Below are 23,741 nucleotides of genomic sequence, written 5' to 3'. Positions count from 1 at the left end.
AAAACGGCCGTGAGCGGCGCGCCCACGTAATAGCCGGCCTTGCCGGACTGGGCGTCGTCGGAAGCACTGATCATGGACACGTACTCGGTGTCGAACAGGTTGTAGAGATTGAGCGAAATCTTCAGGGCATCGGCAAAAGAGGCGTCCTCGTAGCGATAATGCACACCCAGGTCGGCGACCACGTAGTCATCGACACGCTCCTTGTGTTCGGCGTCGCCGTAACGCTCGCCCAGATAGCGCACGGACGGGACCACCTCGAACCCCTTGTATTTCCAAACCAGCCCGGCCTTGACCATCCATTCCGGCGTGTCCACGACCTGCTCGCCCTCGGTATCCATGGTCGTGCCCTGGTAGGTCAGATCGTCGTCATACGTCAGCGTGGTGTAGGTCGGATTGACGAACAAGGTCAGGTCGTCGGTCAGATAAAAATTGCTCTCGATCTCGAATCCAATGCCCGTGGCATCACCGACGTTCTGCTGATAATCAAGGCCCACGCGGGCATCATGCACGGTGGTCAGCAGGTGCTGGTGCTTGGAGTAAAACACGGCCGGAGTGATATCAAACCAGTCGTGATGGACACGCAGCCCCAGTTCGAAATTGTCGGATGTCTCCATTTCGTACCCATCGAACATCTCGCCCAGGGTCACGCCGGCGGCCTGGAACGTGGCCCGGTTCTGGTTGTAAAGATTGATGATCGGCATATAGGAATACGGCCGGATATGGCTGCGGCCATAGCTGGCGTAGGGCTGGAACATGTCCGAAATGGAATAGCTCACCCCGACCGAGGGCAGCCAGACATCGTGCACCTTCGCGTCTCGGGACAAATCCTCGGCCTGGGTCAGGATATAGGCCGGAGCCTTGGACACATAGCCCTCGCTGCCCGGTTCATCATAGCGGAAATACTTGAGTCCGGCCTGCCAGTCGAACGCGCCCAACGTTCCGGCCAGACTGAGAAAGGGACTGTTCACATAGCCGTTGTCGTCGTTCTCGACCTGCATGCCGTGGCCCCGAAAAGCGCCGGTGCTTGGGTCGTACAACTCCGTGGCGATGACCATGTCCGAGGATTCGAACAGATGTCCCACGGACAGCCGGACCATATCCATGTCCACGTCAACCTGGGACAGCAGGCCAAAACGCTCGATATCGCGGATGCGCTTCTGAATCACCCCGCCCTGCGACGTCACGCCCTGATACACCTCCGCGTCTTCCTTGGAATAATACGGCTTGATGGAGGCCGAGACCATCTCGTTGAAGGTAAAGGGAATCACGGCCATGAGGTCCGTGTTCTGGTGCTCGGAGCGATTGTTTTTATAGTAATGGATGTCCTTGCCCTTGGTTCCGGTCAGACTCTCGGAAAAATCGGTACGGTAGTTGCCGTGCAGATCCTCGACCTGGGCGTAATTCAGGGCGCGATACAGATCCTGCTCGACCTCGTTGTAGTTGAACCAGAGCTGGATCTTGTCCTCGTCGTGATACGGCTGGGAAATCATGAAATTGACGTTGGTGCGTGGTCCCAGGTCACCGGGGCCTTTCCATTTGTCGGCGTTGGTTTGGGACGCCGAAAGACTCATGGCCGTATCCGTCACCCAAAGGTTGCCCGTGTCCACGCGGGAATAGACGCGGTTGTAGGCGTTGCCGCCGACGCTTGCGTCCAGATCAAGGCCCCACTCTTCCTCGGGCCATTGCGGACGCAATTCCACGGCGCCGCCGCGCGCGCCCACGCCCGTGCCCAGGGCGGCTGGGATGGCGCCCTTGTATACGGCCAGACTCTCGAAATTCTCCATGTCGTAAATATATTCACGCGGTCCCATGGGATTGCCGCCCCAATTGGGCACGCCCTCGACAGTCATGGAGCCCAGGAAGCCGCGCACCCCGCGCACTCGGGTATTTTTCTGCTCGGCGGCCAGGCCCAGGGGATCGACGCTTTCACACTGGAATCCCGGCAACATGTCCATGGCCTCGTAGACACTGGTTTCGGCCTTGGTTCCAGACAGCGCGAGACCGCTGGCGGTGATTTCCGTACCCGTATAGACCTGCTCGTTGGCCTGCTTGGTGGGGGCGACAAATTTTTCTCCGACAACGAGCATCTCGTCCATGGTCGTGGCGTTGACGGGTTCTTCCGCCCATCCGGGTGATGCGCAAAGCAGACAAACAACAAGCACGGCGAAACGAAGCATTGGTAATCCCCCAAAATGTTGCGCGCCACAAAGCGGCGCTAGTTCGTGAGCTCCTGGCAAGCGCCAGTTTTGCCAACTCATCCAAAAATTATTCGCCCAAAAGAACACGAAATAAAAATTCGTGCCTTTTTTGGCCGCGATTTGGCCATGCGCGGCCCTGACCGCGCCGTCACGAGGCGTCACGGATTGCGTGCACATGGCCCCTCGATTTCCTGGCCACAAAACGACGCGGTTGCCATTCCGGCCCACGGGCCAAAAAAACGAGCACCCTCGCCCGAAACGGGTCCAGGGGTCGCGCCCCTGGCGGGACGTGGGGCAGCGCCCCACGCCCAATACCTTTTCCTTAAATCTTCTGTTCGACCTTGGAAAAACACGGAATGCACAGAGTCTGACCGGCAAAGCGCCGGGTACGCGATTCCATGGTCATCTCCCCGCAATGTTCACAAACAAGACTCTGCAAAATCTTGGGCGGCCGAGGCAGACCATCCTCAAGTTCCGTCACATCGAACAGCTCCTCCAACGGCAAAGACATATACCGATCCTGGATATCCTGGCGCAACACGGTCAAACGTTCGCGCTCCTCGTCCGTGGCATCGGCACCATAAACCTTACGCATCAGTACATTCATCTCCCCATCGATGCTGCCCCTGGCCCGTGGCCGCAGAACAGCGCGAAACCCTTTTCCCGTGCCGCGATGGAAAAACGAAAACGCCATTTTACCATGATCACGATGAATAAAATTCCCCTTGCCCACGGTCGCGCCGGTCAAAAACTGAATGGCGTCCACGCCACACATGTCGGTCTCGGCCACGGCGACAATTTCTGAATCCGTGGGATGATCAAGGGTACTCAGGGCCAATTCGGCGGCGCGGATACCGATGGCCAGACCGGGACAGCTGTGGCCGTGAAAGGCGATGGTGGCGTTGATACGGTCTTCGGGTATTTGGCAGGACATGAGGGTCTCCTTCAGTTTTGGGGCAAAACCACGGGTTGGCCGTCGATACGGTGGATGCGCACCGGCAGGCCGTAGACCTGCTCGATGGTCTCGGGTGTGACCGCGTCGGGCTCGGCCAGGGCGTGGATGGTCCCGTTTTTCAAAAAAATGGTCTGGTCGGCGTGGCGCAGGGCCATGTTCAGGTCGTGCATGGTCATGACCGCCGCGATATGGTGCTCGTCCACCACGCGGCGGATGAGGGCCATGATCTCGACCTGGTTCCTGAGATCCAGGGCACTGGTCGGCTCGTCCAGCAACAACAGCGACGGTTCCTGGACCAGGGCGCGGGCAATGGACACCTTTTGCAGCTCGCCACCGCTCAAGGTGTCGATGTAGCGCATGGCCAGACCGGACAGGCCCAGGGTGTGGATGACGGCGTCGGTCTTGGTCAGATCGGCTTCGCCGGCGCGCCAGCGGATGTGCGGAATGCGGCCCATGAGCACGGCGTCGAAAACCGTCAGGCGCGAGACCTCGCATTTCTGGGAGACATAGCCGATGTCGCGGGCGATATGCGGCGGAGACAGACTCAGGATATCGTGCTCGTCGATCAGAATCGAGCCCAGGGTCGGACGGAGCATGGCGTTCATGCATTTGAGAAGCGTGGTCTTGCCAACGCCGTTGGGGCCGAGAATGGCCAGCAGCTCGCCTCGGCGCAGACAAAAATCGATATCCGCCAAGACCGGATGGCTGTTGTAGGTGAAATGCACGTTGCAAACAGAAAGCATCATGGCCGCCGCCCCCGGATGATAAGGTACAAAAAGGTCGGCGCGCCCAGAAACGCGGTCAGGACCGACACCGGCAGCAGATGCGGCTTGAGGGCCAGACGGGCCGCCGTGTCCGAAATCAGCAGCAACAGCGCCCCGCCCACCAGGGACGCGGGCAGCAAAAAACGATGATCCGCGCCGATGACGCGCCGGAACATGTGCGGGATGACCAGTCCGACAAAACCGATGATCCCCAGAAAGGCGATGAGCACGGCCGTGACCAGACTGGCCAGGAACATGCCGACCATGCGTTCGCGTTCCACGCGCACGCCAAGGCCCCGGGCGGTCTCGTCGCCGGCGTCCATGGCGTTGTAGTCCCAACTTTTGGCCCAGAAATAGAGAAAACAGGGTGCGGTGGTGGCGGTCATCATGCCCAGCTCGGACCAGGATGCCCTGGCCGTGTCGCCAAAGGTCCAAAAGACCATGGCCGCCAGCTGCACGTCCGTGGCGAAGTATTGCAGGAACATGGTCGCGGCGGTGAACAGCGCGCCCAGGGCGACGCCGGTCAGGACCATGGTTTCGGGCCGGGCTCCGCGCAGCCTGGAAATGGCGATGATCACGGCCGAGGCGCCCAGGCTGGCCACGAAGGCGGCCAGGGTGGTGACATAGGGCTCGACGATGGTCACGGCCCGCTGGCCCGAGGTCATGAGCCCGGACCCCAGCACCATGACCGAGAAAGCCGCGCCAAAAGCGGCGGCATGGGAAATGCCCAGGGTGAACGGCGACCCCAGCGGATTGCGCAAGATAGCCTGCATGACCGCGCCGGCCACGGCCAGGCCGCCGCCGGCGACCACGGCCGCCAGGGCCTGGGGCAGGCGGATGCCGCGCACGATGGCGTCCACGCGGGGCGAGGCGCCCAACCCGGTCAGGCTGGCCAGGACATCGGCCACGGGAACCTTGGCCGCGCCCAGCCCCAACGACAGCACCAGGGCCAGGAGCAAGGCCAGTCCGGCCACGGCGATGATCAGAAACTTCCAGCCCAGATAACGACGATATTCCTCGGGCACATGGCCGTGATCGGCGTGCATCAGCGCACCTTGAGCCGGGTAAAGACGAGATCGCCAAAGGTCTGGTTCATGGCTCCGAAAACCGGCTTGCCCACGACAAATCCGTAGATCTGATCGGCCTTGGCCACGGGGTCGATGTCCGCGAAGCGATCCGGATACAGCGTCTTGCCGATGAAATACGCGTTGGCCAGGATGGATTCGTAATTCTGGGCGTACCAGTTGTAGGGCAGCACGCCGAAAACCCGACCCTCGCGGACCGCCGTAAGCGTGGCGTAGGCCGGGTCCGCGCGCAGCTCGAAGAGCCCACCGGCGGCCTCGCCCATCTGCAGGGTGGACAGATCGACGAACAAAAATTCCGGATTCCAGGCCACGATCTGTTCCTTGGCCACGTCCGTGTTGCTCAGATCCTTGCCCGCCCCGCCCTGATCATGGGCCAGATTGCGGGCACCGACAAAGGCGAAGGGCGGATAGGTCGGCTCGGTGGACTGAAACCCATGCGGCCCCTTGTAGGCCACTCCGCCCAGGTAGGCGGAGGGACGTTTGTCGTCCGGGATGTCGCGGGTGCGGCCGGCCAGGTCGGCGATGGCCGCGTCGAAATAAGAGATGAGCGCCCCGGCCCGCTCGCTCTTGCCGACAACAGCGCCCATGAGGCGCAGGGCCGCGTTGAACCGCTCGCGCCCCGCCCCCAGATCACCCGCGTCCAGCACCACCACCGGCAGGCCGGTCTTGGCCTGCAATTCCTCGGGATCGTGCCCCATGCCGGCGTAGGTCTTGAAGATGACCTGGGGCTGGGGATCAAGGCTTAAAATCAGCTCGGGGTTGTCCTGCCCCCGGAACTGTCCGAAAATAGGCATGGTCTTGAGCCGGGGACTGGCCAGAGCATAGGGACGGGCGTCGAACTGGTTGCGCTTGGTTTCGATGTCATCCACGGCCACGACCAGATCCTGGGCCTGAAGGTAGGCCAGCAGGCGCAGACAGCCCGAGCCGGAACAGATGACCCGCTCCACCCGGTCCGGAATCTCCACGGCGCGGCCCATGGCGTCGGTCACGGTCCGGGCCTGGGCCAGAACCGGAGCCAGAATCAGCAAAAACAGACACAGCATCGTGCGCGGCATGCGCTCCTCCCTCGGTTTCCGGGTGTGCGAAAATAATCGGCCACCAAAAGACAACATCTCAACTCTTCAAGGAAAAACGAATGGGCAGCAACGCCGAGCACTCCACGCGATGCCCGTTCCGCCGTGCCGGCGCATAGCTCGACGCCCGAACGGCGGCCAGGGCCGCATCCGCGAAGCCATGCCCGCCGCCCTCCACGATCCGGACATCCTTGAGCTCGCCCTCGCTTCCGATGGTCACCCGCAGCACGACACGCCCTTCCCGCCCCTTGCGCCGGGCCAGTGCTGGATATTCGGGCAAGACGCGGCGCACGAAGCGCGGGCCGTCGGCCTCGCCAAAATTGGCCTGGACGGGTCCCGTCCCGATCTCGCCGGGACGACTCCCGCCAGACGATCCGTGGTCCGTAACGCGAGGCGGGACCGAGGCCACGGAACCATCCCCGACCGGATTCCGACCTTGGGACGCGATTCCCGGCGAAGGCGTCGCGAAAACGTCGGGCGTGGACGGGGCAGGCGTGACGGACGTGGACCGCGCGGGCGTGGGTGTTTCCCTGGGCGCGATCCGGACTGGCCCGGAGCGATTCACGCGCCGGGCTGATTTTGGCGCGGAGCGTTTCTCCGGCGCCAGCGCGGAGCGGACAGCCGGCCTGGGCGCCGTCGGGGTGGCCGGAACGGGCGGAACCGGGGCGGTCGACGCGATCCGCGCCGGAACAACGGCAGGTGGTGCCACGTTCCCACCAGGGGCGTTGATCGGGGGAAGCAGGGAAATACGAACCGCCGGCCGGGGCATGGGCCTGGCCAGGGCCATGGAAAGAGCCAGGACAACGAGTCCGGCGTGCAGCATCAGCGACAGGCCGGCGCACGGAAAACGCCACGACCCACGACCGTTCTCCGGCGCGTCGATCAAACCGGACCAATCGGGCACGGGCGGCAAGGGCCCATGGCAGAGTTCATGCTCCGGCTCGTCAAGGTTGATTGGATCGGGGACAGCAAACACCAGCACTCCCTACCCACGTCGTTTGGTCTGAAAAAAACGCGGGACACATCTCGATCGACTGAAAGAGTCACAAAATTCGCTGACCGAAGCCCTTAGTATATTTTCTTTATGTTATCAATTCAGATTTTGTGTCACTCGAAAACCCGCGCGACCATGCCCGGACAGTGCGCGGCAAAATTTTGCCGCAACGAATCCAGGGCCGGAATTCAGACCAGCTTAAGCTCGTACTCGGCCAGTTTGTACCGCAGGGTCCGGGGGCTGACGCCCAGCAGTTCGGCCAGTCTGGCCTTGCTGCCCTCGGCCTCGTTCCAGGCGCGGACAATGGCCGCCACTTCGGCCTGACGCGCGGCCGCCGCCAAGGTCATGACGCCACGCTGGCTGTCCGTGGTGGGAAGGCCCGTGGCCAGGCGCATCTCCAGGGGCAAATGGGAGGGTTCGATACAGGGTTCGGCGGAAAGAAGAACCAGGCGCTCGGTCAGGTTGCGCAGTTCGCGCACGTTGCCGGGCCAGGGATACTCGCACAGGGCGCCCAGGGTGGCCGGAGCCAGATGGACATCGGGCTTGTGGTAGCGATGGCGATACATGGCCAGAAAATACTCGGCCAGGGGAGGGATGTCGTCGGGCCGTTCGCGCAGGGGCGGCAGGGTCACGGGGACCACGTTCAGGCGGTAATACAGATCGGCCCGAAATTCCCCGGCGCCGACCATTTTGGGCAGCAACCGGTTGGTCGCGGCCACGATGCGGGCGGCGAAGGACAACGTCTTTTCCCCGCCCAGGCGGCGAAAGGTCTTTTCCTCCAGCACCCGCAGGAAATCGACCTGGTTGGGCGGCGGAATCTCGCCCACTTCATCCAAAAACAGGGTGCCGTCGGCGGCCAGTTCGAAACTGCCCTTGCGCGGCCGCTGGGCGCCGGTAAACGCGCCGGCCTCGTGGCCGAAAAACTTGTCCGCGAACAGCTCGCCCTTGAGCACGCCACAGTTGACGGGCACGAAGGGACGGGTCCGCCGGCCGGACAACTGGTGCACCAAGCGGGCGAACAGCTCCTTGCCGGTACCGGATTCGCCGTAGACCAGAATAGTCGCGTCGGCGCCGGCGACCTGCATGGCCAGACGGTATAAATCACGCATAGCCTTGGACTGAAAAACAAATTTTCCAAGACCGTCCTCGGTGCCCAGCTCCAGGACCTCGATTTCCCGTTCTTCTGGAACATTGGGAATTTTTTTGCCGGTCTTTTTCCGGCCAGTCCGCACGCCGTCTTTTTCCGTCATCAACCGACTCCCGCCCCTTGCCCGGCATGATCCATCCATTGCCGCCCGGCTCCGGACCACATCCGCGCCAGACTTTGAGAAAAAAGGCACTATCTTGCCGGAACCGGCAACAATTTGCCGATTACGCAACCAGCCATGCGCCGTCAATCCGCGATTCACCGTGCCTTGCATCTGGCACGGTACTTGCCTTTAAATGCCCATCGTTAGGGATGCGCTGTGCATCGCAAGGCTGAAACCAAACTCCACGGCAACGTGCAAAGGAACTGGGAGCGAAACTCGAATGAAACTGAATACGACATGGATGCGGATTCTTGGAGGGGCCGGATTGGCGGTTCTCCTGGTGGCCACCCTGGCTTGGGCAAACAACGACACCAACATCGCCCAGGAGGCAGCCAAACAGATGGCCGAGGCAACTGGTGGCTCATCGACCATGCCCTGGTGGGCCTGGCCCACCATTTTGCTTTTTTTCTGTTTTGTCATGGGCATCATCGCCGTGCTGGCCGGAGTTGGCGGCGCGGTTTTATTCGTACCCCTCGTCAGCGGATTCTTTCCTTTCCACCTGGACTTCGTCCGTGGCACCGGATTGCTGGTGGCCCTGGCCGGAGCCCTGGCCGCCGGCCCGGGCCTGCTCAAGCGCAATCTGGCCAGCCTGCGCCTGGCCCTGCCCGTGGCACTGATCGCCTCGATCTGTTCCATCGTGGGAGCCTTCCTTGGCTTGGCCCTGCCCGCCGATGTCATTCAGATCTGCTTGGGCGGCACCATCATCTTCATCGCGGGGCTGCTCCTGACATCCAAGAACACGGCCCGTCCCGTTGTCGCCAAACAGGACGCTCTGAGTCTGGCCCTGGGCATGAACGGCGCGTATATCGAACCCGCCACCGGTGAAGTCATCGAATGGAAGACCCATCGCACCATCCCCGGCCTGATGCTGTTCGTCATCATCGGCTTGATGGCCGGTATGTTCGGACTGGGAGCGGGGTGGGCCAACGTACCCGTCCTAAACCTGCTCATGGGCGCCCCGCTCAAGGTTGCCGTGGGCACCAGCAAGTTCCTGCTGTCCATCACCGACACTTCCGCCGCCTGGGTGTACCTCAATCAGGGCTGCGTCATCCCGCTCATGGCCATTCCCTCCATCATCGGCCTCATGATGGGCTCCTTTGTCGGCGTCCGGCTGCTGGCCAAGGCCAAGCCGACCTTTATCCGCTACATGGTCATCGGCGTGCTGGCCTTCTCGGGCGGCAAGGCCCTGCTCAAGGGACTGGGTTTCTAACTTTATCAGAATTCAAGGAGTACCGCTATGAACAGATCGGACACAAATGCCCCCGCGGAACAGGTCGCCTACGCCAATATCCTCTTCTATGGGTGTTGGAGCGGGCTCGCGCTCATGCTGATCACGTATTGCCTCTATGTTTTTGGCATCCTGGCCCCTTACGTTCCCACGGAAATCGTCACCCAATCATGGTCCCATCCCGTGCAGGAATATCTCTCGAAAAACAATGTGCCCGTCGGCTGGGGTTGGGCGACCCTGCTGTCCAAAGGTGATTTCCTCAACTTCGTGGGCATCGCGCTCCTGGCCAGCTTGACCGTCGTCGCCTACATCCCGCTCGTATTTGCCTATCTCAAAAAGAAAGACCTGCCCTTTGCCATCATCGCGGCACTCGAAGTCATCGTGCTTTGCGTGGCGGCATCGGGCATCTTTGGCAGCGGCGGTCACTAAGGAGCACGTCCGTGGTGAAGCGGCTTGAAGAACTCATCGGTGCCGACTGCCCGAACATACCGGCTCTGCTCGACGGCCTGCCCATGGGCGTGGCGCTGCTCGACGGCGAGGGACATGTGCTCATGCTCAACAAGGCCCTGGAAGCCCTGACCGGCTTTTCCCGGGACGAGGTTCGCGGCCTGCCCTGCCAGCATGTTCTGCACAGCCGGGCGTGCGTGCACAACTGCCCGCATCGGGCCGAAAAACTGCCGGACACCGGCATCGAAACCGATTGCATCAACCGTCATCGCCGCAAGATCCCGGTCCGCATCACCCCGGTTCGTGTTGTCGACGGCAAGAACAATCCGGTCTGCATTCTGGACGTGGTCGAGGATCTGACCACCCTGCGGGAACTGGAAGCCCGTCTGTCCCAAACATCGGGGCCGGGTCAGATCATCGGCCGCGGCCAGGCCATGGAAAAGCTCCTCCGGTTGGTGCCGGTCATCGCCCAGCACGACGCCCCCGTGCTCATCACCGGCGAAACCGGCACCGGCAAGGATCTCCTGGCCGAATCCATTCACAAGGCCTCGCCCCGGTCGCGGGAGCCCTTTGTCCGCTTCAGCTGCGGTCCCATGCCGTCGGAAATGCTCGACGCCGAGCTCTTCGGGCGCGCCATCGACGGCTCGGAAGAAATCAAGCCAGGCCGGTTCCAACAGGCCCAGGGAGGCTCGCTGTACCTCTCGGAGATCGCGGACCTTCCCCCGGCCCAACAAGCGCGTCTGGTTCGATTTCTGGACGAGGGCACCATCGCGCCGGTGGGCGCGACGCGGCCGACGCGGGTGGCCGCGCGCCTCATGCTGTCCTCCACCGAATCCCCGGAAAAACTGGTCCGCGATGGCCGCCTGCGCGAGGATCTTTTCCACCGCATCTCGGCCATCCGCCTGCACCTGCCCCGGCTCAAGGACAGAGGGGAGGATCTGGGCTTTTTGCTCCACCACTTTCTGAATCACTATGCGGCCCGATTCAAAAAGAGTATCATCGGCATCAGCCCAGACGCCCTGAGCCTGGTCTGCGCCCATGACTTTCCCGGAAACGTGCGGGAACTCAAGAATATCATGGAATTCGCGGTCATGGTCTGCACCGGGGACACCATCCTCGTCGAGCATCTGCCAGGGCACCTGCCCGGCCTGCGGGACGCTGGACCAACCCCGCGCACCCAGGCAGGGCGTAAATCCCCCCGAAAAAACGGATAGGAGTTTTCGCCATGGACCGCCGCGTACTCATCACCATCGCCAAGGACGAAATCGCGCCCCGCTTCGATATGGCCACCGAGGCACTGCTCATGACCATCACCGAAAGCGGGGACATCATGCGCCGCAAATCCTTTCTCCTGGCCCGCGCCTCGGGAGACGAGCTGTGCGATTTGGCTCTCTCCCGGGATATCGGGACCATCGTCTGTGGCGCCATCGAGGACGAGTACTACCATTACCTGCGCCTCAAGCGGATCGAAATCATTGACTTCGTGGCCGGCCCCCTGGACGAGGTCCTGCCTCGGCTGACCGTCAATACCCTGCACGAGGGCGACATCCTTTATCCGCGCTTCGGGGAGTTGGCATGAACGACCAGACATCCCCCCTCGCCAACGACACCGCCGATGTCCGGGACGACATGGCCACCGGCGATCTTTACCAGGTTTTGCGGCGCAAAATCGTGTTCCTCATGGCCCTGGTGACCATCCTGCCGCTGCTGGCCCTGGCCGGGATCAACTACTACGAGCACCAGACCTCCCTGGCCGCCGAGATCCAGGCACCGCTCCGGGCCCTGGTCGGCAAGGCCAAGCATTCCTTTGAACTCTTCCTGACCGAACGGACGTCGGCCGTGAGCTTCATCGCCTCGGCCTACAGCTTCGAGGAGCTGTCCGACGACGCCAACCTGGCCCGGATCTTCCAAGTCATGCGCCGCGAATTTCCAGGTTTCGTGGACCTGGGCCTCATCGACGACAAGGGCAACCAACTCAGCTATTCCGGCCCCTATGACCTCAAGGGCCGCAATTATTCGGAGCAGATCTGGTTCCAACAGGTGCAATTCAAGGGGACCTATGTCAGCGACGTCTTTCTTGGTTTCCGCAAATTTCCCCACGTGGCCATCGCCGTGCGCCATGTCGCCGAAAGCGGACGGTCCTGGACCCTGCGCGCCACCCTGGACACCATGCATTTCGACCGCATCATCTCGGCCATGGGCTTGGAGCCGGGCAGCGACGCATTCCTGATCAACCGGGCCGGAGTGCTCCAGACCGAATCCCACCTCCACGGCAAAATTTTAAGCGCCCTGCCCTTCGCCCTGCCCTCCATCAACCTTGAATCCAATGTCCGTGTCATCCAGGACAACAACGGCGACGATATCTTTCTGGCTTCGGCCGCCGTGGCCAACTCGGATTTCGTCTTGGTCGGCATCAAGCCCAAGCCGTCGGTCTTGAGCACCTGGTACGCCATCCGCGCCGATCTGCTCGTCATTTTCCTGACCAGCGTCGTCGCCATCTTCACGGCCGTGTCCCGTCTGACCGGCACCCTGATCAAGCGGTTGCAGGAAAGCGACGAACAGCGCCTGGGGGCGATTCATCAGATGGAACACTCGCAAAAGCTGTCCTCCATCGGCCGTCTGGCCGCCGGCGTGGCCCACGAAATCAACAATCCCCTGGCCATCATCAACGAAAAAACCGGCCTCATGCGCGACCTGCTCAACCTCCACGCGGACTTTCCGGACAAGGCCCGGTTCGAGAAGCAGATCGACGCCATTCTGCGCTCCGTGGACCGCTGCAAGAGCATCACCCACCGCATGCTCGGCTTCGCCAAGCGCATGGACGTGAAAATCGAAGCCCTGGACGTGAACACCGTCCTCATCGAGACCCTGGGCTTCCTGGAACGCGAGGCCCAGTACCGCAATGTCGAAGTGCGGACCGAATTGGCCGAGAACCTGCCCATGATCCCCTCGGACCACGGTCAGATCCAACAGGTTTTCCTGAACATTCTCAACAACGCCCTGGCCGCCGTCAACGATGGCGGCCGGATCGTCCTGTCCTCCCGCGACATGGACGGAGGCTACATCGCCGTCTCGGTCGAGGACAACGGCTGCGGCATGAGCGAGGAAACCCGCAAGCACATGTTCGAGCCCTTTTTCTCCACCAAGAAGGAAAAGGGCACGGGCCTGGGCATGTCCATCACCTACGGCATCATCAAGCGGCTGGGCGGAGAAATCGAGGTCACAAGCAAGCTGAACGAGGGGACCACGATCACCATCCTGCTCCCCAAGAACTCCCAGGAAGGATAACATGGACACCAAGGATTGGAACGTACTGCTCGTGGACGACGAGGTGGATTTCATCACCACCCTGGCCGAACGCCTGGAATTGCGGGGTATCGACGCCCGCGTCACCCATGATGGCCAGTCCGCCTTGAAGGCCGTGGCCGAAAACGAGCCCCGGATCATGGTTTTGGACATGATGATGCCGGGCATGAAGGGAATCGAAGTCCTGCAACGGGTTCGCGAGGAGCATCCGGCCGTCCAGGTCATTCTGCTCACCGGCCAGGGCAAGACCCGCGACGGGATCGAGGGCATGCGTCACGGCGCCTTTGCCTATCTGATGAAGCCCCTGGACCTGGAAGAGCTCATTCAGACCATGAACGAAGCCGTCCACGCCGGACAAGGAACACGACGTGCCTGAAATTTCCCGAGACGCCAAATTCATGGGCCTGATCACGGCCCAGAGCATGCACGAGATGCAGAACATCCTGGCCATTATCCATGAATCGGCCGGACTTCTGGGCGACATTCTGAAAGTCAACGCCAAGGTTGACTTCAAGCACCGCCCCAAGATGGAAAGCACGCTGGGACACATTTTTTCCCAGGTCCACCGTGGCAAGTCCCTGCTTCATGCCACGAGCCGCCTGGCCCATGCTCCGGACGACGATCTGCTCGAAAGCTGCGACCTGGCCGTGTATTCCACCATCGGCGTCCAACTCTCGGAACGCATGGCCCGACTGCGGGGCAGCGAGGTCGCGTTCACGCCACCGACAGAGGCCCAGCCCGTGCGCACCGGCGCCCTGAACGTACTCATGTCCGTGTACCACGGACTGTACTGGGCGACGAGCGGACCGACGCACAACCAGGCCGTCGCCGTGACCGTGGCCAAGGCCGGCTCCGATCGCATCGTCCGCGTCACGGCTCCGGCCGCCGCGGCCCCGGATGTGGCGGCCCTGGACCATCCGCGTCTTTTGCTCGGCCCGGACAGGGTTGTCCTCCAGGGACGGGAACTGAACCTTGTATTTCCGGCATTGACCTAGGACGTTGCCATGGAGCCCATCAACGTACTGCTCATCGACGACGAGGAAGCGTTCGTGACCACGCTGGCCGAACGCATGGAGCTTCGGGGGTTCGTCCCCAGGGTGGCCCTGAACGGCCAGGCCGGGCTGGACCTGATCGAGGCCGAAAAGCCGGACATCGTGATCCTGGATCTGCGCATGCCGGGCATGAGCGGCGCGGAAGTCCTCCGTCATATCCAGGCGCGGTGGTCGGACCTGCCGGTGATCATCCTGAGCGGCCACGGCTCGGAACAGGATCTGGCCATGTGCATGGATCTGGGCGCGAGCCTGTTTCTGAGCAAGCCCCTGGAAATCGACACGCTGTTGTCGAGCATCAAATCCGTCCTCAAGCGGGATTGAGGATTCCATGGTCAGCGTGTTGGTTGTCGATGACGAGCGGGATTTCGCCGATGTCCTGACCGAACGTCTCGCGGCCAGGGGCGTGCAGGCCCAGGCCGCCTACAACGGAACCCAGGCCCTGGAGATGGTCCGGGAACACCGACCGGAAGTGGTCCTGCTGGACATCAACATGCCCGGCATGAACGGCCTGGAAACCCTGGAGCGCATCAAGGCCCAAAGCCCGCGCACCGAAGTCGTCCTGCTCACGGCCGATTCCGCCCTGACCACGGCCGTGGCCGGCATGAAACTCGGCGCCAGGGACTATTTGCTCAAACCGGCGGACATCGACGAGGTCCTGGGCGCCATTGGCGAGGCCGACGAACGCCGGGCGGAACGTCTGGCCCGGCAGCGCATGGCCGAAACCGCCAAATTGGCCGCCCTGGGCGAGATGGCCAAGGGCGTGGGACATGAAATCAACAACCCCATGCACGTCATGCTCAACGAGGCCGGATGGATCTCGGATCTGCTCGACGAGCCCGATCTCCGCGACAATCCGCACCATGCCGAGCTACGCGCGGCCGTGAAGCGGATTCAGGAACAGGCAAGGCGCTGCAAGGCCATCACGGCCAAACTCCTGACGTTGCGCTGTTCGCTGGACACCAGGGTCGCGGACACGGATCTGGCCGAACTGGTCCGGGCCGTCCTGAAGGAGCGTCAGGCCCGGTTGGAGGGACTGTCCGTCCGCGCCGTGGTGGACATGCCGCCGGATCTCCCCAAGCTGGGTTCGCCGCGCTCCGAATGGGAACAGGTTTTGTCCAACCTTGTCGACAATGCCCTGGACGCCATGGAGCACGAGGGGGGGGAATTGCGCATCTCGGCCACGCTGGACAAGGACGCCGTGCTCGTGAGCGTTGCCGACACGGGCTGCGGGATCGAGGCCCATGTGCTGCCCAAGATTTTCGAACCGTTCTTTTCCACCAAGGAGGTGGGCAAGGGCATTGGACTGGGGCTGGCCATCTGCCATGGTATTGTCGAGGCCATGGGAGGAGAAATTTCCGTGCGCGCCACGCCCGGAGCCGGGTCGGAATTCACGATCCGCGTTCCTCTGGACACGGCGGCACGCACCGCACACAACGACAAGCATCTGGCCTGACCAGTGCTGACCAAGGAGGCTTCAATGAACAAGATGAAACTATTGATCGTGGACGACGAACAGGACCTGTGCCGCATCCTCGCCGACCGCCTCAACATTCTGTATGGCGTCACCCCGGACATCGCCCATTCCGGCGACGAGGCCCTGGGCATGATCAAGAAGAAAAGCTATGATGTCGTGGTTCTGGACATCGAAATGCCCGGTATCGACGGCATCGAAACCCTGAAGCGGATCAAGGAGATCAACGCCAAAATCCAGGTCGTGCTCTTCACCGGCCACGGCAGCGACGAGACCCGGCGCCTGGCCGAGGTCATGGGCGCCTTCAGCTACGTGGACAAGATCGACGGGCTGCCCAAGCTGGCGCCAATGATCGAAGGTGCTTTCCGGCTGCGCAAGGTGCTCGAGGATGCGTACGCCGATGCGGCCATGAACGAATACAACTAAAGCCCCCAGCCACGGCTTCGGCATTCGGGGAAAAGCGGGTCCGTCCGGACCGGGTGTTCCGGTGCCGCGCGCCCGGCGGTCGCTCGCGATAAGCGGGGGGATTTTTCACCGTCGCGAAAATTCGCGGCCAAGTCGTCCACGTCTTTTCAAAAAAATGTTTCACCCTGAAAATAAGCAAAGCGGCCCGGTGACGGGCCGCTTTGCTTATTCGCGTGCATCAAGCCTACCACGAAGAAATCAAGCGCAGAATGCGCCGCGCCAAACGCTCCAGTTCGATGAGATCGTCGATCCAGGAACGGGCTTTCTTGCCAGCCTTGCGCCATTTCCAGGGCGCGACCGGCTCGTCGTCCGCCCACAATCCCTTTCGATCCGCCCGGGCCCGGGACTCGAGCACGGCCCATGCGGTGCAAATCCGCGTCTTGCAATAAGCCCGGTACAACCAGGCGTATCCGTCCTGAATCTGGGCCGCGTTCACATCCCTGCCCTTGACATGAATGCGGGCCACGGTCCGGCCATAACGATCCGTGGACACCACCAAGACATCCACGTTCTTCCCAAACACCAAGGACGAAAGATGCTTGCGCGACGCCTGCCCATGGGGCTGATCCGACTCCGGGGCGTCGATGCCATAAAGCCGGATCTTGACCTGCTCCCGACCGGAACGCAGGACCGTGAGGGTGTCGCCATCGGAAATACCCACGACCTTGGCCGTCCAGGCCCAACACGAACCGGACAGGGCCACGAACATCACCGCGAACCACAACCCTCGAACAACAAAACGCGTCATGAAGACAATCCCCTGATTGATGTGCATCGGGTCCCGGTCCATGGGTATCCCTGGGGGCCAGGGCCTATCCTGCCTCTTCCCGGAAGACCAGACCTTCAATGGCGCCCCAAAAAAAAGGGCGACCATTGGTCGCCCTTTCTCTCACGAACACACCAAGCCCGAATCAGCCAAGGCCCAAAATCCGCCGCAGGGTTTTCATGGCCTGTTCACCATGAACCCGGCCGGGCTGGGCAGGCACGGCGCACAGCACGCCAAGTCCCTCGCTGTCTTCATGAAAGGCCTCTTCGTCCATGTCCGTGATGACCACGGAATTGAGCATGGCGTTCTTGCCCAACAAATCCATCAAGAAAGATTTGTAGGACAAATCCGACCGCATGGCGTCGACCACGACGAGCTGCCATGCTCCGGAAGCGGCCTGGCCCAGGATGTCGGTCGGGTTTTCGATCCAGTCCACGTCCGCCTCCAGCCCCTGGGCGAAATCACCCAGGGCGTCCCGACGGTTGCTCAGAATTGCCACGCGCATTGCGTTCTCCTTGGAAAAAAACCGACCGCCACGGGCCCGGTCGGCCGATGAGGATGTCTGAGGATGTCTAGCGTCCGCCACCGCAGGTGTATTCCTGGGTGAAGCGGGTCAACGCGCCTTTGAGCAGGGCGTCCACGGCAATGCCGACGCTGGGTGCGTCCGCGCCGTAAAAAACATCGATGCCAACCTGATTGAAGCCCATGAGGGGCCGCATGCCCATGCCGCCGGCAATGAGCAAATTGACGCCATTGTCGGCCAGATACTGCACCGGGGCCATGCAGCCGCCCTGCTCGTGCGGCACGTTGGGCAGGGTGCTGACCTTGGCCACGGCATCGTTTTCGATATCGATGATGGTGTACAGGTCGCAGTGCCCGAAATGCGCGCCGACCTGCGCCTCAAGTCCTCCAGGCAAAGCCGAGGGGACCGCTATTCTTGCCTTTTCCATGTTTTCTCCTTGTTCCAATCTTATGCATTCAAAAGAGCTGTGATGGTCGCCCAGGCCTCGCGCGTCAAGCGGCCAAAGTCGGTGTTTTCCAGCTCGGTCACGGCCAAGCGCCGCACCATGGCCTCGGTCACGATCGTGTCGTGGGGCAGCAGCGCGGCCAGCGTATATCCTTTTTCACGGCACAACGCTTCTATCCGATGCGTTTGGTCCGGATTAAGATCATATTTGTTGACCACCACCGCGACCTTGGTCCGAAAATGCCCGCACAGGCTGGCGACCCGCTCCAGATCGTGCACCCCGGACGGGGTGGGCTCGGTCACGACCACGGCCAAGTCCGTCTGGGACAAGGATGCGATAACCGGGCAACCAATGCCCGGCGCGCCGTCGCAGAGAATAAGGTCGAGCCCCTTGGCCTCGGCGAAGGCCCGGGCTTCCTTTTTCAAGCGGGAAACAAGCAACCCGGAGTTTTCCTGCCCAGGGAAAAGCTGGGCGTGGACCATGGGGCCAAACCGGGTCTCGCTCATGTACCATTGCCCGCAATGGCGGGCCGGAAAATCGATGGCCTCCACCGGACAAAAAGCCACGCACACCTTGCATCCCTCGCAGCGCAGGGGATCGACCCGGTACACGCCGTCAACCGCGTCGATGGCATCGTAGCGGCACATGGAGGCGCAGATGCCGCATCCGGTGCATTTTTCGGGATCGATGACCGCTTCATGTCCGGAAATAAATTCTTCCGCCCGCGTCACGGTCGGGTTGAGCAACAGATGCAAATCCGGAGCATCGACGTCCAGATCACAAACAACCTTGTTTTCAGCCAGATGGGCAAAGGCCGCCGTCAGCGAGGTCTTGCCCGTGCCGCCCTTGCCGCTGATCACCACAACTTCACGCATGACTCACCTCCGAGGCCAACCGCCGTACCTCCTGGCCCACCTTCGCGAAACGCTCGGACAAATCTTCCGCCAGTTCGGCCAGAATCAGGCCCTTGGAATAATGCTCCGCGATTTCACGACGATACGGAATCTCGGCCAGGATGGGCAGATTGTGCTCCGCGCAAAATCCATAGACGCGGTCGTCCCCCAGGCCAGCCCGGTTGATGATCACGGTCATGGGCTTTTCAAAAGGCGAGAACGCCTCCCAGGCCAGCTTGAAATCATGAAAACCAAAGGGCGTCGGCTCCGTGACCAGAATGATGACATCGCTGTCGGCCACCGCGCTCATGGCCGGGCAACTGACGCCGGGAGGGGCGTCGATAATCACGTCCGAGCCGGTTTGCGCCGCCTGGGCCCGCATGCGGCCACGCACAAAACGCATCAGCGGCGGGCTCATGGCCTCGCCCACGCGCAGCCGACCGGTCAGGCACGGGATTGTCTCCCGGCTCATCCCCTGTTCCATGACACCCAATTCCCGTGTGCCAACGCCAATGGCGCCTTCCGGGCAAATGGCCATGCACCCGCCGCAGCCGTGACACATTTCCGGGAAGGTCATGATCACCTGGCCCATGACGGAAATGGCCTTGAATTGGCACAATTCCGAGCATTTACGGCAATACGTGCATTTGGACTCGTCAACGACGGGCACTTCCAGGGGCACGACTTCGGTCGAGGTGATTTCCGGTTTCAAAAACAAATGCAAATTAGGCTCTTCCACATCCAAATCCACGGCCAGGACTGGCCGGGACCACGTCACGGCCAGGGAGGCCGTGACCGTTGTCTTGCCCGTACCACCCTTGCCGCTGGCAACCGCTACGATCATGGCCGCCCCCTTACCGGTTGGGGGATTCGGTGTATTGAACCTTGCCCGCCTTGAATGCTTCCACCGCCTCGCCCACGGTCATGCCGTTCAGGTTGTGGCCAATCCTCACCCCGCCGCCCTTCAAGGCGGAAAAAGCCTTGGGGCCGACACTGCCTGTCAGCAGCACGGACGCCCCGGCATTGATGATGTTTTCCGCGGCTTGAATACCGGCACCGTGGGACAGGCTCTGGGAGCTTCCGTTGTCGATATAGGTCGATTCCATGGTGTCCACGTCGACAACGACAAAGCCGGCGGCCCGTCCAAAACGTGGATCGACACGGTCCGTCAATTTCGGGCCTTCACTGGTGATAGCTATCTTCGTCATACAAAGCTCCTTGGCGCGGGCCGCAACACGGTCCGGATACAGTTGCATACACGGGCGGTGCGCATCGTGAGCGATGTGCAGGGCCAATCCTTCGACAAGAGCACGGGCCACGGTCCCCCTGGCGTCCGCCAGAATGCGCCCGAAGGTGTGGCGGGAAACCTGCATGCGCGTCGCGCCCTCTTCCATGGTCAGACCATGGTAATCAGCTAGGCGCAAGGCTTCGAACCCGTCCATGGACAGGTAGGTTTCCACCAATTCGGTCAAGGGGATACCCTGGGGCTTGAAATAGGACGCCCTGGGGCACCCCTCGATACGGCGACATTTTCTGGGTCGTGGCACTGCTCCTCCGTTTTGCTCAAATGAGCATTTATGCCTCGGCCTTTCCGCTGTCAACGAGCGGCTGCTTGGAATCTTCGTCCGTCAGGCACGACCCATCGCGCCGGGCGCGTCCCAAGCCGGCGCCAGAACCCGGAGTCACTGCCCCGGCTCCGGTCCTCCGACCTCGGCACCCGCCGCCCATTCCCTGTCCACGTCCTTGTCCACCGCCCATTCCCTGGCCGCAGCCGCCTCTTCCACCCTGTCCACGTCCTGGCATGACAGTCCTCCTTGATGTTCCATGACGCGGTCCAGTTCTGGACCGGAGCACGGAACGGTTATGATGTCCGGGTTCGCGATTTCAGGCAGATCCGTCTCGATCCGAATGACCCACCCCCGGGTCAGGGCCCGGGCAACTTGGGTCCTGGCCTCGCCAAGGATACGGCATAAGGTTGGCCGGGACACGCCCATGGCCATGGCCGCCGCTTCCTGGGTCAGCCCCTCGGCGTCGACCAGACGCAAGGCCTCGTAACCATCCACGCCCAAGACCAATCCGTTGAGTCGTCCCAGTGGCACGCCCTGGGGCTTGAACACGGTGGCCACGGGCAATCCGGCCACGAATCTACACTTCCTTCTTCTCCCCATAGACCATCCTTGTTTTGAAATTATGTTCAAAATAAGCCTACCCTCGGACTGCGTCAAGGGCCCCCTTGGACAATTCCGGCCGACCACGCCATGGTCACGTAAAAACACACCAGAAAGCCCCGCCCGCGCCCTCGCCCGCGCCCTGGCCCCGCGCGGCGACATGCAGCCCGTGCCATGATTCGCAAAATGCAGGGGGACGACACTGTTTGGTGTCGTCCCCCTGAAATGTCCCCGGCTCGGAACGCCCTAGGCGATATGCGTCATGAAGACTTAAGTTCTTGAATCACCTGCTGCAGGCGTTCGACGGTTTTTGCCAAATCGGCCATGGCCTGCGCGGATTGGGTCATGGCCACGGCCGTCTCGGCCGCGATTCGGTTCACCTCTTCCGTGCTACGGGTAATCTCCTCGGAAGCAGCCGACTGTTCTTCCGAAGCCGTGGCAATATTGCGGACCTGATCGGCGGTGGTTTCCACGATGTCCTTGATGACCCGTAGGGCCTCGCCCGCGGCGTTGGCCAGGGTGGTGCTTTCTTGGACATGGCTCGCGGCCGTGGCCATGCCGGAGATATTATCCCGGGTGCCGGACTGAATGGCCGTGATGGCCTCGCCGACCTGCTTGGTGGCCGACATGGTTTTTTCCGCCAGTTTCCGGACCTCGTCCGCCACCACCGCGAAGCCTCGGCCCGCATCCCCGGCCCGGGCCGCCTCGATGGCCGCGTTGAGCGCCAACAGGTTGGTCTGGTCGGCGATATCGTCGATAACATTGATAATGACGCCGATATCGTCGGCCTGGGCTCCCAAACGTCCCAGACCGGCCTCCATGCGCTCCGTCTCCTGGCGTACCTTGGAAATGGAGGAGATGACGCTATCGACCACGCTAAACCCTTCCACGGCCTTGTCCCGGGCCACTTCCGCGTTCTCCGCGGCCTGGGAGGCATTCTTGGCGACTTCGAGCACCGAGGCATTCATCTGCTCCATGGCCGTGGCCGCCTCCGTGGTGCGTTCCCGCTGCAAATCAGCGCCCTGGCTGGATGCCTCGATTTGGGCGTTGAGCTCATGCGTGGCGGACGTGGCGCTGCCGACGATACCTTCCAGCTGACCCGCGGCGTGCAGCATTCCCGCCTGCTTGGCCTGTTCGGCGTGAATCCGGGCCTCTTCGGCTTCCCGTAACGCGATTTCGGCCTTGCGGGTCTGTTCCGCGGCCTCCTGGCTCTTGCTTTCCGCCAGCGTGATATTGCGGGCCAAGCCATCGACCATGGCTCGCATGGCCCGATTCAACACCAGCAGCTCCCCGGAAAATTTCCTTTCTTCCGGAACGGCATCGTACCGCCCCTGGGCCACCTCCGCAGCCGCGTCCGCCAAAAGGCCGATGGGCCGCGCGATACCCCGGGCCAAGAACACGCCCAATCCCGCCAACAGCGCTCCCAACACCAGACCCAGCAACGCGATCAGACGCACCACGCTCCGCGCCGAGGAAAAAATCTCGTCCTCGTCCATGATCAGGGCGATCTTCCATCCTGTTTTTTCCGATACCTGTATCCTGGCCAGACGCCGGGTTCCATCAAGCGTCAACGACGTCACCCCTTCGGTCATCGCGGCCAGGGCCTCCAAGGCGGGCTCACCGGTTTCCGATGCTTTCTTGAAATAAAACTGCTCGTGACGGGGATCGGAAAGAATGGTGCCGTCCGCTTCCATGACCATCAAATATCCGCTCTGGCCGATCCGCAAATCCGCCAAGACAGCGGTTAACGAGGACAGATTGATATCGATGCCCATGGCCCCGACAACGCCGCCATTGTCGCGGACCTTGGACACGATGGAGGCCACCACTTCCTTTGTCGTGGACAAATAGGCCTTGGTCAAAATGGAATCCTGGTCCGAGGCCATGGCTTCCGTGTACCAGGGACGAATGCGCGGGTCATAGCCTGGAGGCAGGGGAGATTCGGGCACCAACAGCATGCCGCCGTCGTCAAAGCCCAAAAAAAAGGCGTCATAGCTGGGATGGGATTTCTGCATGGCGACCAACACATCAAAGAGTCCACGCGCCCGAGGGTCCAAATCCTCGCGCTTGGCAATGCCCTCCGAGGTCGCGTCCGTGTACACCGGCAAAAAACCACGACTGCCCCGGGCCGAATCCGAAGAACTTATGCCTTCGACATTGCGCGTGGTTTCGGAGATAAACTGATCGACGTAATTCTGAACCAAATGGAGCTCCGTGGCCGAACTTTGATCAAAATCGTTTCGGGCGTATTCGTTGATATTGACCACGACCACGCCCGAAAGGCCAAGAATGGAGACCACGACACTTCCAACCACCGCCAGAATCAGCTTCACTTTTATCGTCACCGCGTTCCCCCTCCTGATTTGTTTCAAAACGTTTCACACGCATTCCGGGCCGTTTTCCACAACTTTCAAATAACATTGTTTTTGGCGGGACGACAAGCGTCGGGGCGTCGGGCGGACAAAATAGCTCAAGGCACTTGATTCCGACGGCCAGTCCGGGCCACGGGCATGCGCCCCGATAAAACAAAAGAAGTGGAGTCATTTCAATGACTCCACTTCTTTTATTAACAAACCTTATTCTGTTCCAACTCTAGAA

Annotated in this window: 25 protein-coding genes; 10 read left to right on the top strand and 15 right to left on the bottom strand. The window is 61.6% G+C overall.

The features are described 5' to 3' along the window. From EOL86_03865 to EOL86_03835, 7 genes are all read right to left on the bottom strand, one after another. A partial coding sequence (locus EOL86_03865; protein NCD24718.1) for a TonB-dependent receptor occupies positions 1-2,375 on the bottom strand: 2,375 nt, incomplete at its 3' end. Positions 2,376-2,520: 145 nt separating this feature from the next. After that, on the bottom strand, positions 2,521-3,132 hold the full coding sequence (locus EOL86_03860) for a formylmethanofuran dehydrogenase (GenBank protein ID NCD24717.1): 612 nt from the start codon (positions 3,130-3,132) through the stop codon (positions 2,521-2,523). Between the two features lie 11 nt (positions 3,133-3,143). After that, positions 3,144-3,899, bottom strand: a complete 756-nt coding sequence (locus EOL86_03855; GenBank protein NCD24716.1) for an ABC transporter ATP-binding protein — start codon at positions 3,897-3,899, stop codon at positions 3,144-3,146. Beyond that, positions 3,896-4,963, bottom strand: a complete 1,068-nt coding sequence (locus tag EOL86_03850; protein ID NCD24715.1) for an iron ABC transporter permease — start codon at positions 4,961-4,963, stop codon at positions 3,896-3,898. The genes EOL86_03855 and EOL86_03850 overlap by 4 nt, the downstream gene beginning before the upstream one ends. Further along, positions 4,963-6,057 (bottom strand): iron ABC transporter substrate-binding protein, encoded by a 1,095-nt coding sequence (locus EOL86_03845; GenBank protein NCD24714.1) that lies wholly within the window; start codon positions 6,055-6,057, stop codon positions 4,963-4,965. The genes EOL86_03850 and EOL86_03845 overlap by 1 nt, the downstream gene beginning before the upstream one ends. Before the next feature lie 58 nt (positions 6,058-6,115). Next, positions 6,116-7,051, bottom strand: coding sequence for a TonB family protein (locus EOL86_03840; GenBank protein NCD24713.1), 936 nt, complete (start codon positions 7,049-7,051; stop codon positions 6,116-6,118). 206 nt (positions 7,052-7,257) lie between these two features. Beyond that, positions 7,258-8,319, bottom strand: a complete 1,062-nt coding sequence (locus EOL86_03835; protein NCD24712.1) for a sigma-54-dependent Fis family transcriptional regulator — start codon at positions 8,317-8,319, stop codon at positions 7,258-7,260. 301 nt (positions 8,320-8,620) lie between these two features. Here EOL86_03835 and EOL86_03830 point away from each other — a divergent pair, with 301 nt between their 5' ends. Genes EOL86_03830 through EOL86_03785 form a run of 10 tightly spaced genes read left to right on the top strand, consistent with a single transcriptional unit; the run spans position 8,621 to position 16,309 of the window. After that, positions 8,621-9,589, top strand: coding sequence for a sulfite exporter TauE/SafE family protein (locus tag EOL86_03830; protein ID NCD24711.1), 969 nt, complete (start codon positions 8,621-8,623; stop codon positions 9,587-9,589). 27 nt (positions 9,590-9,616) lie between these two features. Continuing rightward, positions 9,617-10,036 (top strand): DUF1634 domain-containing protein, encoded by a 420-nt coding sequence (locus EOL86_03825; protein NCD24710.1) that lies wholly within the window; start codon positions 9,617-9,619, stop codon positions 10,034-10,036. A gap of 11 nt (positions 10,037-10,047) precedes the next feature. Beyond that, entirely contained in the window at positions 10,048-11,268 is a 1,221-nt protein-coding gene (locus EOL86_03820; protein ID NCD24709.1) for a PAS domain S-box protein, read from the top strand. A gap of 11 nt (positions 11,269-11,279) precedes the next feature. Further along, positions 11,280-11,633 carry a dinitrogenase iron-molybdenum cofactor biosynthesis protein gene (locus tag EOL86_03815; GenBank protein NCD24708.1) on the top strand — a complete coding sequence of 118 codons (354 nt, stop codon included), beginning with the start codon at positions 11,280-11,282 and terminating at the stop codon, positions 11,631-11,633. After that, positions 11,630-13,342 (top strand): two-component sensor histidine kinase, encoded by a 1,713-nt coding sequence (locus EOL86_03810; GenBank protein NCD24707.1) that lies wholly within the window; start codon positions 11,630-11,632, stop codon positions 13,340-13,342. Before EOL86_03815 ends, EOL86_03810 begins: the two co-directional genes overlap by 4 nt. A 1-nt stretch (position 13,343) precedes the next feature. Beyond that, entirely contained in the window at positions 13,344-13,736 is a 393-nt protein-coding gene (locus EOL86_03805; protein ID NCD24706.1) for a response regulator, read from the top strand. Further along, the gene (locus EOL86_03800; protein NCD24705.1) at positions 13,729-14,355 is read left to right on the top strand and encodes a hypothetical protein; all 627 of its coding nucleotides are present in this window, start codon (positions 13,729-13,731) and stop codon (positions 14,353-14,355) included. The genes EOL86_03805 and EOL86_03800 overlap by 8 nt, the downstream gene beginning before the upstream one ends. Positions 14,356-14,364: 9 nt before the next feature. Further along, on the top strand, positions 14,365-14,733 hold the full coding sequence (locus tag EOL86_03795) for a response regulator (GenBank protein NCD24704.1): 369 nt from the start codon (positions 14,365-14,367) through the stop codon (positions 14,731-14,733). 7 nt (positions 14,734-14,740) lie between these two features. Continuing rightward, positions 14,741-15,865 carry a hybrid sensor histidine kinase/response regulator gene (locus tag EOL86_03790; GenBank protein ID NCD24703.1) on the top strand — a complete coding sequence of 375 codons (1,125 nt, stop codon included), beginning with the start codon at positions 14,741-14,743 and terminating at the stop codon, positions 15,863-15,865. A gap of 24 nt (positions 15,866-15,889) precedes the next feature. Continuing rightward, positions 15,890-16,309: a response regulator gene (locus tag EOL86_03785; protein ID NCD24702.1), complete on the top strand. Its 420-nt coding sequence runs from the start codon at positions 15,890-15,892 to the stop codon at positions 16,307-16,309. Positions 16,310-16,532: 223 nt separating this feature from the next. On the opposite strand, the gene EOL86_03780 is transcribed toward EOL86_03785, so the two are convergent. The 8 genes from EOL86_03780 to EOL86_03745 all read right to left on the bottom strand — a co-directional run bounded on the left by EOL86_03780 (position 16,533) and on the right by EOL86_03745 (position 23,488). Then, the gene (locus EOL86_03780) at positions 16,533-17,222 is read right to left on the bottom strand and encodes a hypothetical protein (protein NCD24701.1); all 690 of its coding nucleotides are present in this window, start codon (positions 17,220-17,222) and stop codon (positions 16,533-16,535) included. A 37-nt stretch (positions 17,223-17,259) separates the two neighbouring features. Beyond that, the gene (locus EOL86_03775; protein ID NCD24700.1) at positions 17,260-17,619 is read right to left on the bottom strand and encodes a hypothetical protein; all 360 of its coding nucleotides are present in this window, start codon (positions 17,617-17,619) and stop codon (positions 17,260-17,262) included. A 67-nt stretch (positions 17,620-17,686) separates the two neighbouring features. Further along, a complete protein-coding gene (locus EOL86_03770; GenBank protein NCD24699.1) occupies positions 17,687-18,064 on the bottom strand; it encodes a dinitrogenase iron-molybdenum cofactor biosynthesis protein in 378 nt (125 codons plus the stop codon). 20 nt (positions 18,065-18,084) lie between these two features. Then, a complete protein-coding gene (locus EOL86_03765; GenBank protein ID NCD24698.1) occupies positions 18,085-18,957 on the bottom strand; it encodes a 4Fe-4S dicluster domain-containing protein in 873 nt (290 codons plus the stop codon). After that, the gene (locus EOL86_03760; GenBank protein ID NCD24697.1) at positions 18,950-19,819 is read right to left on the bottom strand and encodes a (4Fe-4S)-binding protein; all 870 of its coding nucleotides are present in this window, start codon (positions 19,817-19,819) and stop codon (positions 18,950-18,952) included. The genes EOL86_03765 and EOL86_03760 overlap by 8 nt, the downstream gene beginning before the upstream one ends. A 10-nt stretch (positions 19,820-19,829) precedes the next feature. After that, positions 19,830-20,522, bottom strand: coding sequence for a DUF134 domain-containing protein (locus EOL86_03755; protein NCD24696.1), 693 nt, complete (start codon positions 20,520-20,522; stop codon positions 19,830-19,832). Positions 20,523-20,657: 135 nt separating this feature from the next. Next, on the bottom strand, positions 20,658-21,143 hold the full coding sequence (locus EOL86_03750; protein NCD24695.1) for a DUF134 domain-containing protein: 486 nt from the start codon (positions 21,141-21,143) through the stop codon (positions 20,658-20,660). A 260-nt stretch (positions 21,144-21,403) separates the two neighbouring features. Further along, positions 21,404-23,488, bottom strand: coding sequence for a methyl-accepting chemotaxis protein (locus tag EOL86_03745; GenBank protein NCD24694.1), 2,085 nt, complete (start codon positions 23,486-23,488; stop codon positions 21,404-21,406). Positions 23,489-23,741 lie beyond the last annotated feature (253 nt).

Source organism: Deltaproteobacteria bacterium, from assembly GCA_009930495.1.
GTDB lineage: Bacteria > Desulfobacterota > Desulfovibrionia > Desulfovibrionales > Desulfomicrobiaceae > Desulfomicrobium.
Note: the sequence above shows the minus strand (reverse complement) of the source record. Positions and strands in the feature narration are given on the sequence as shown.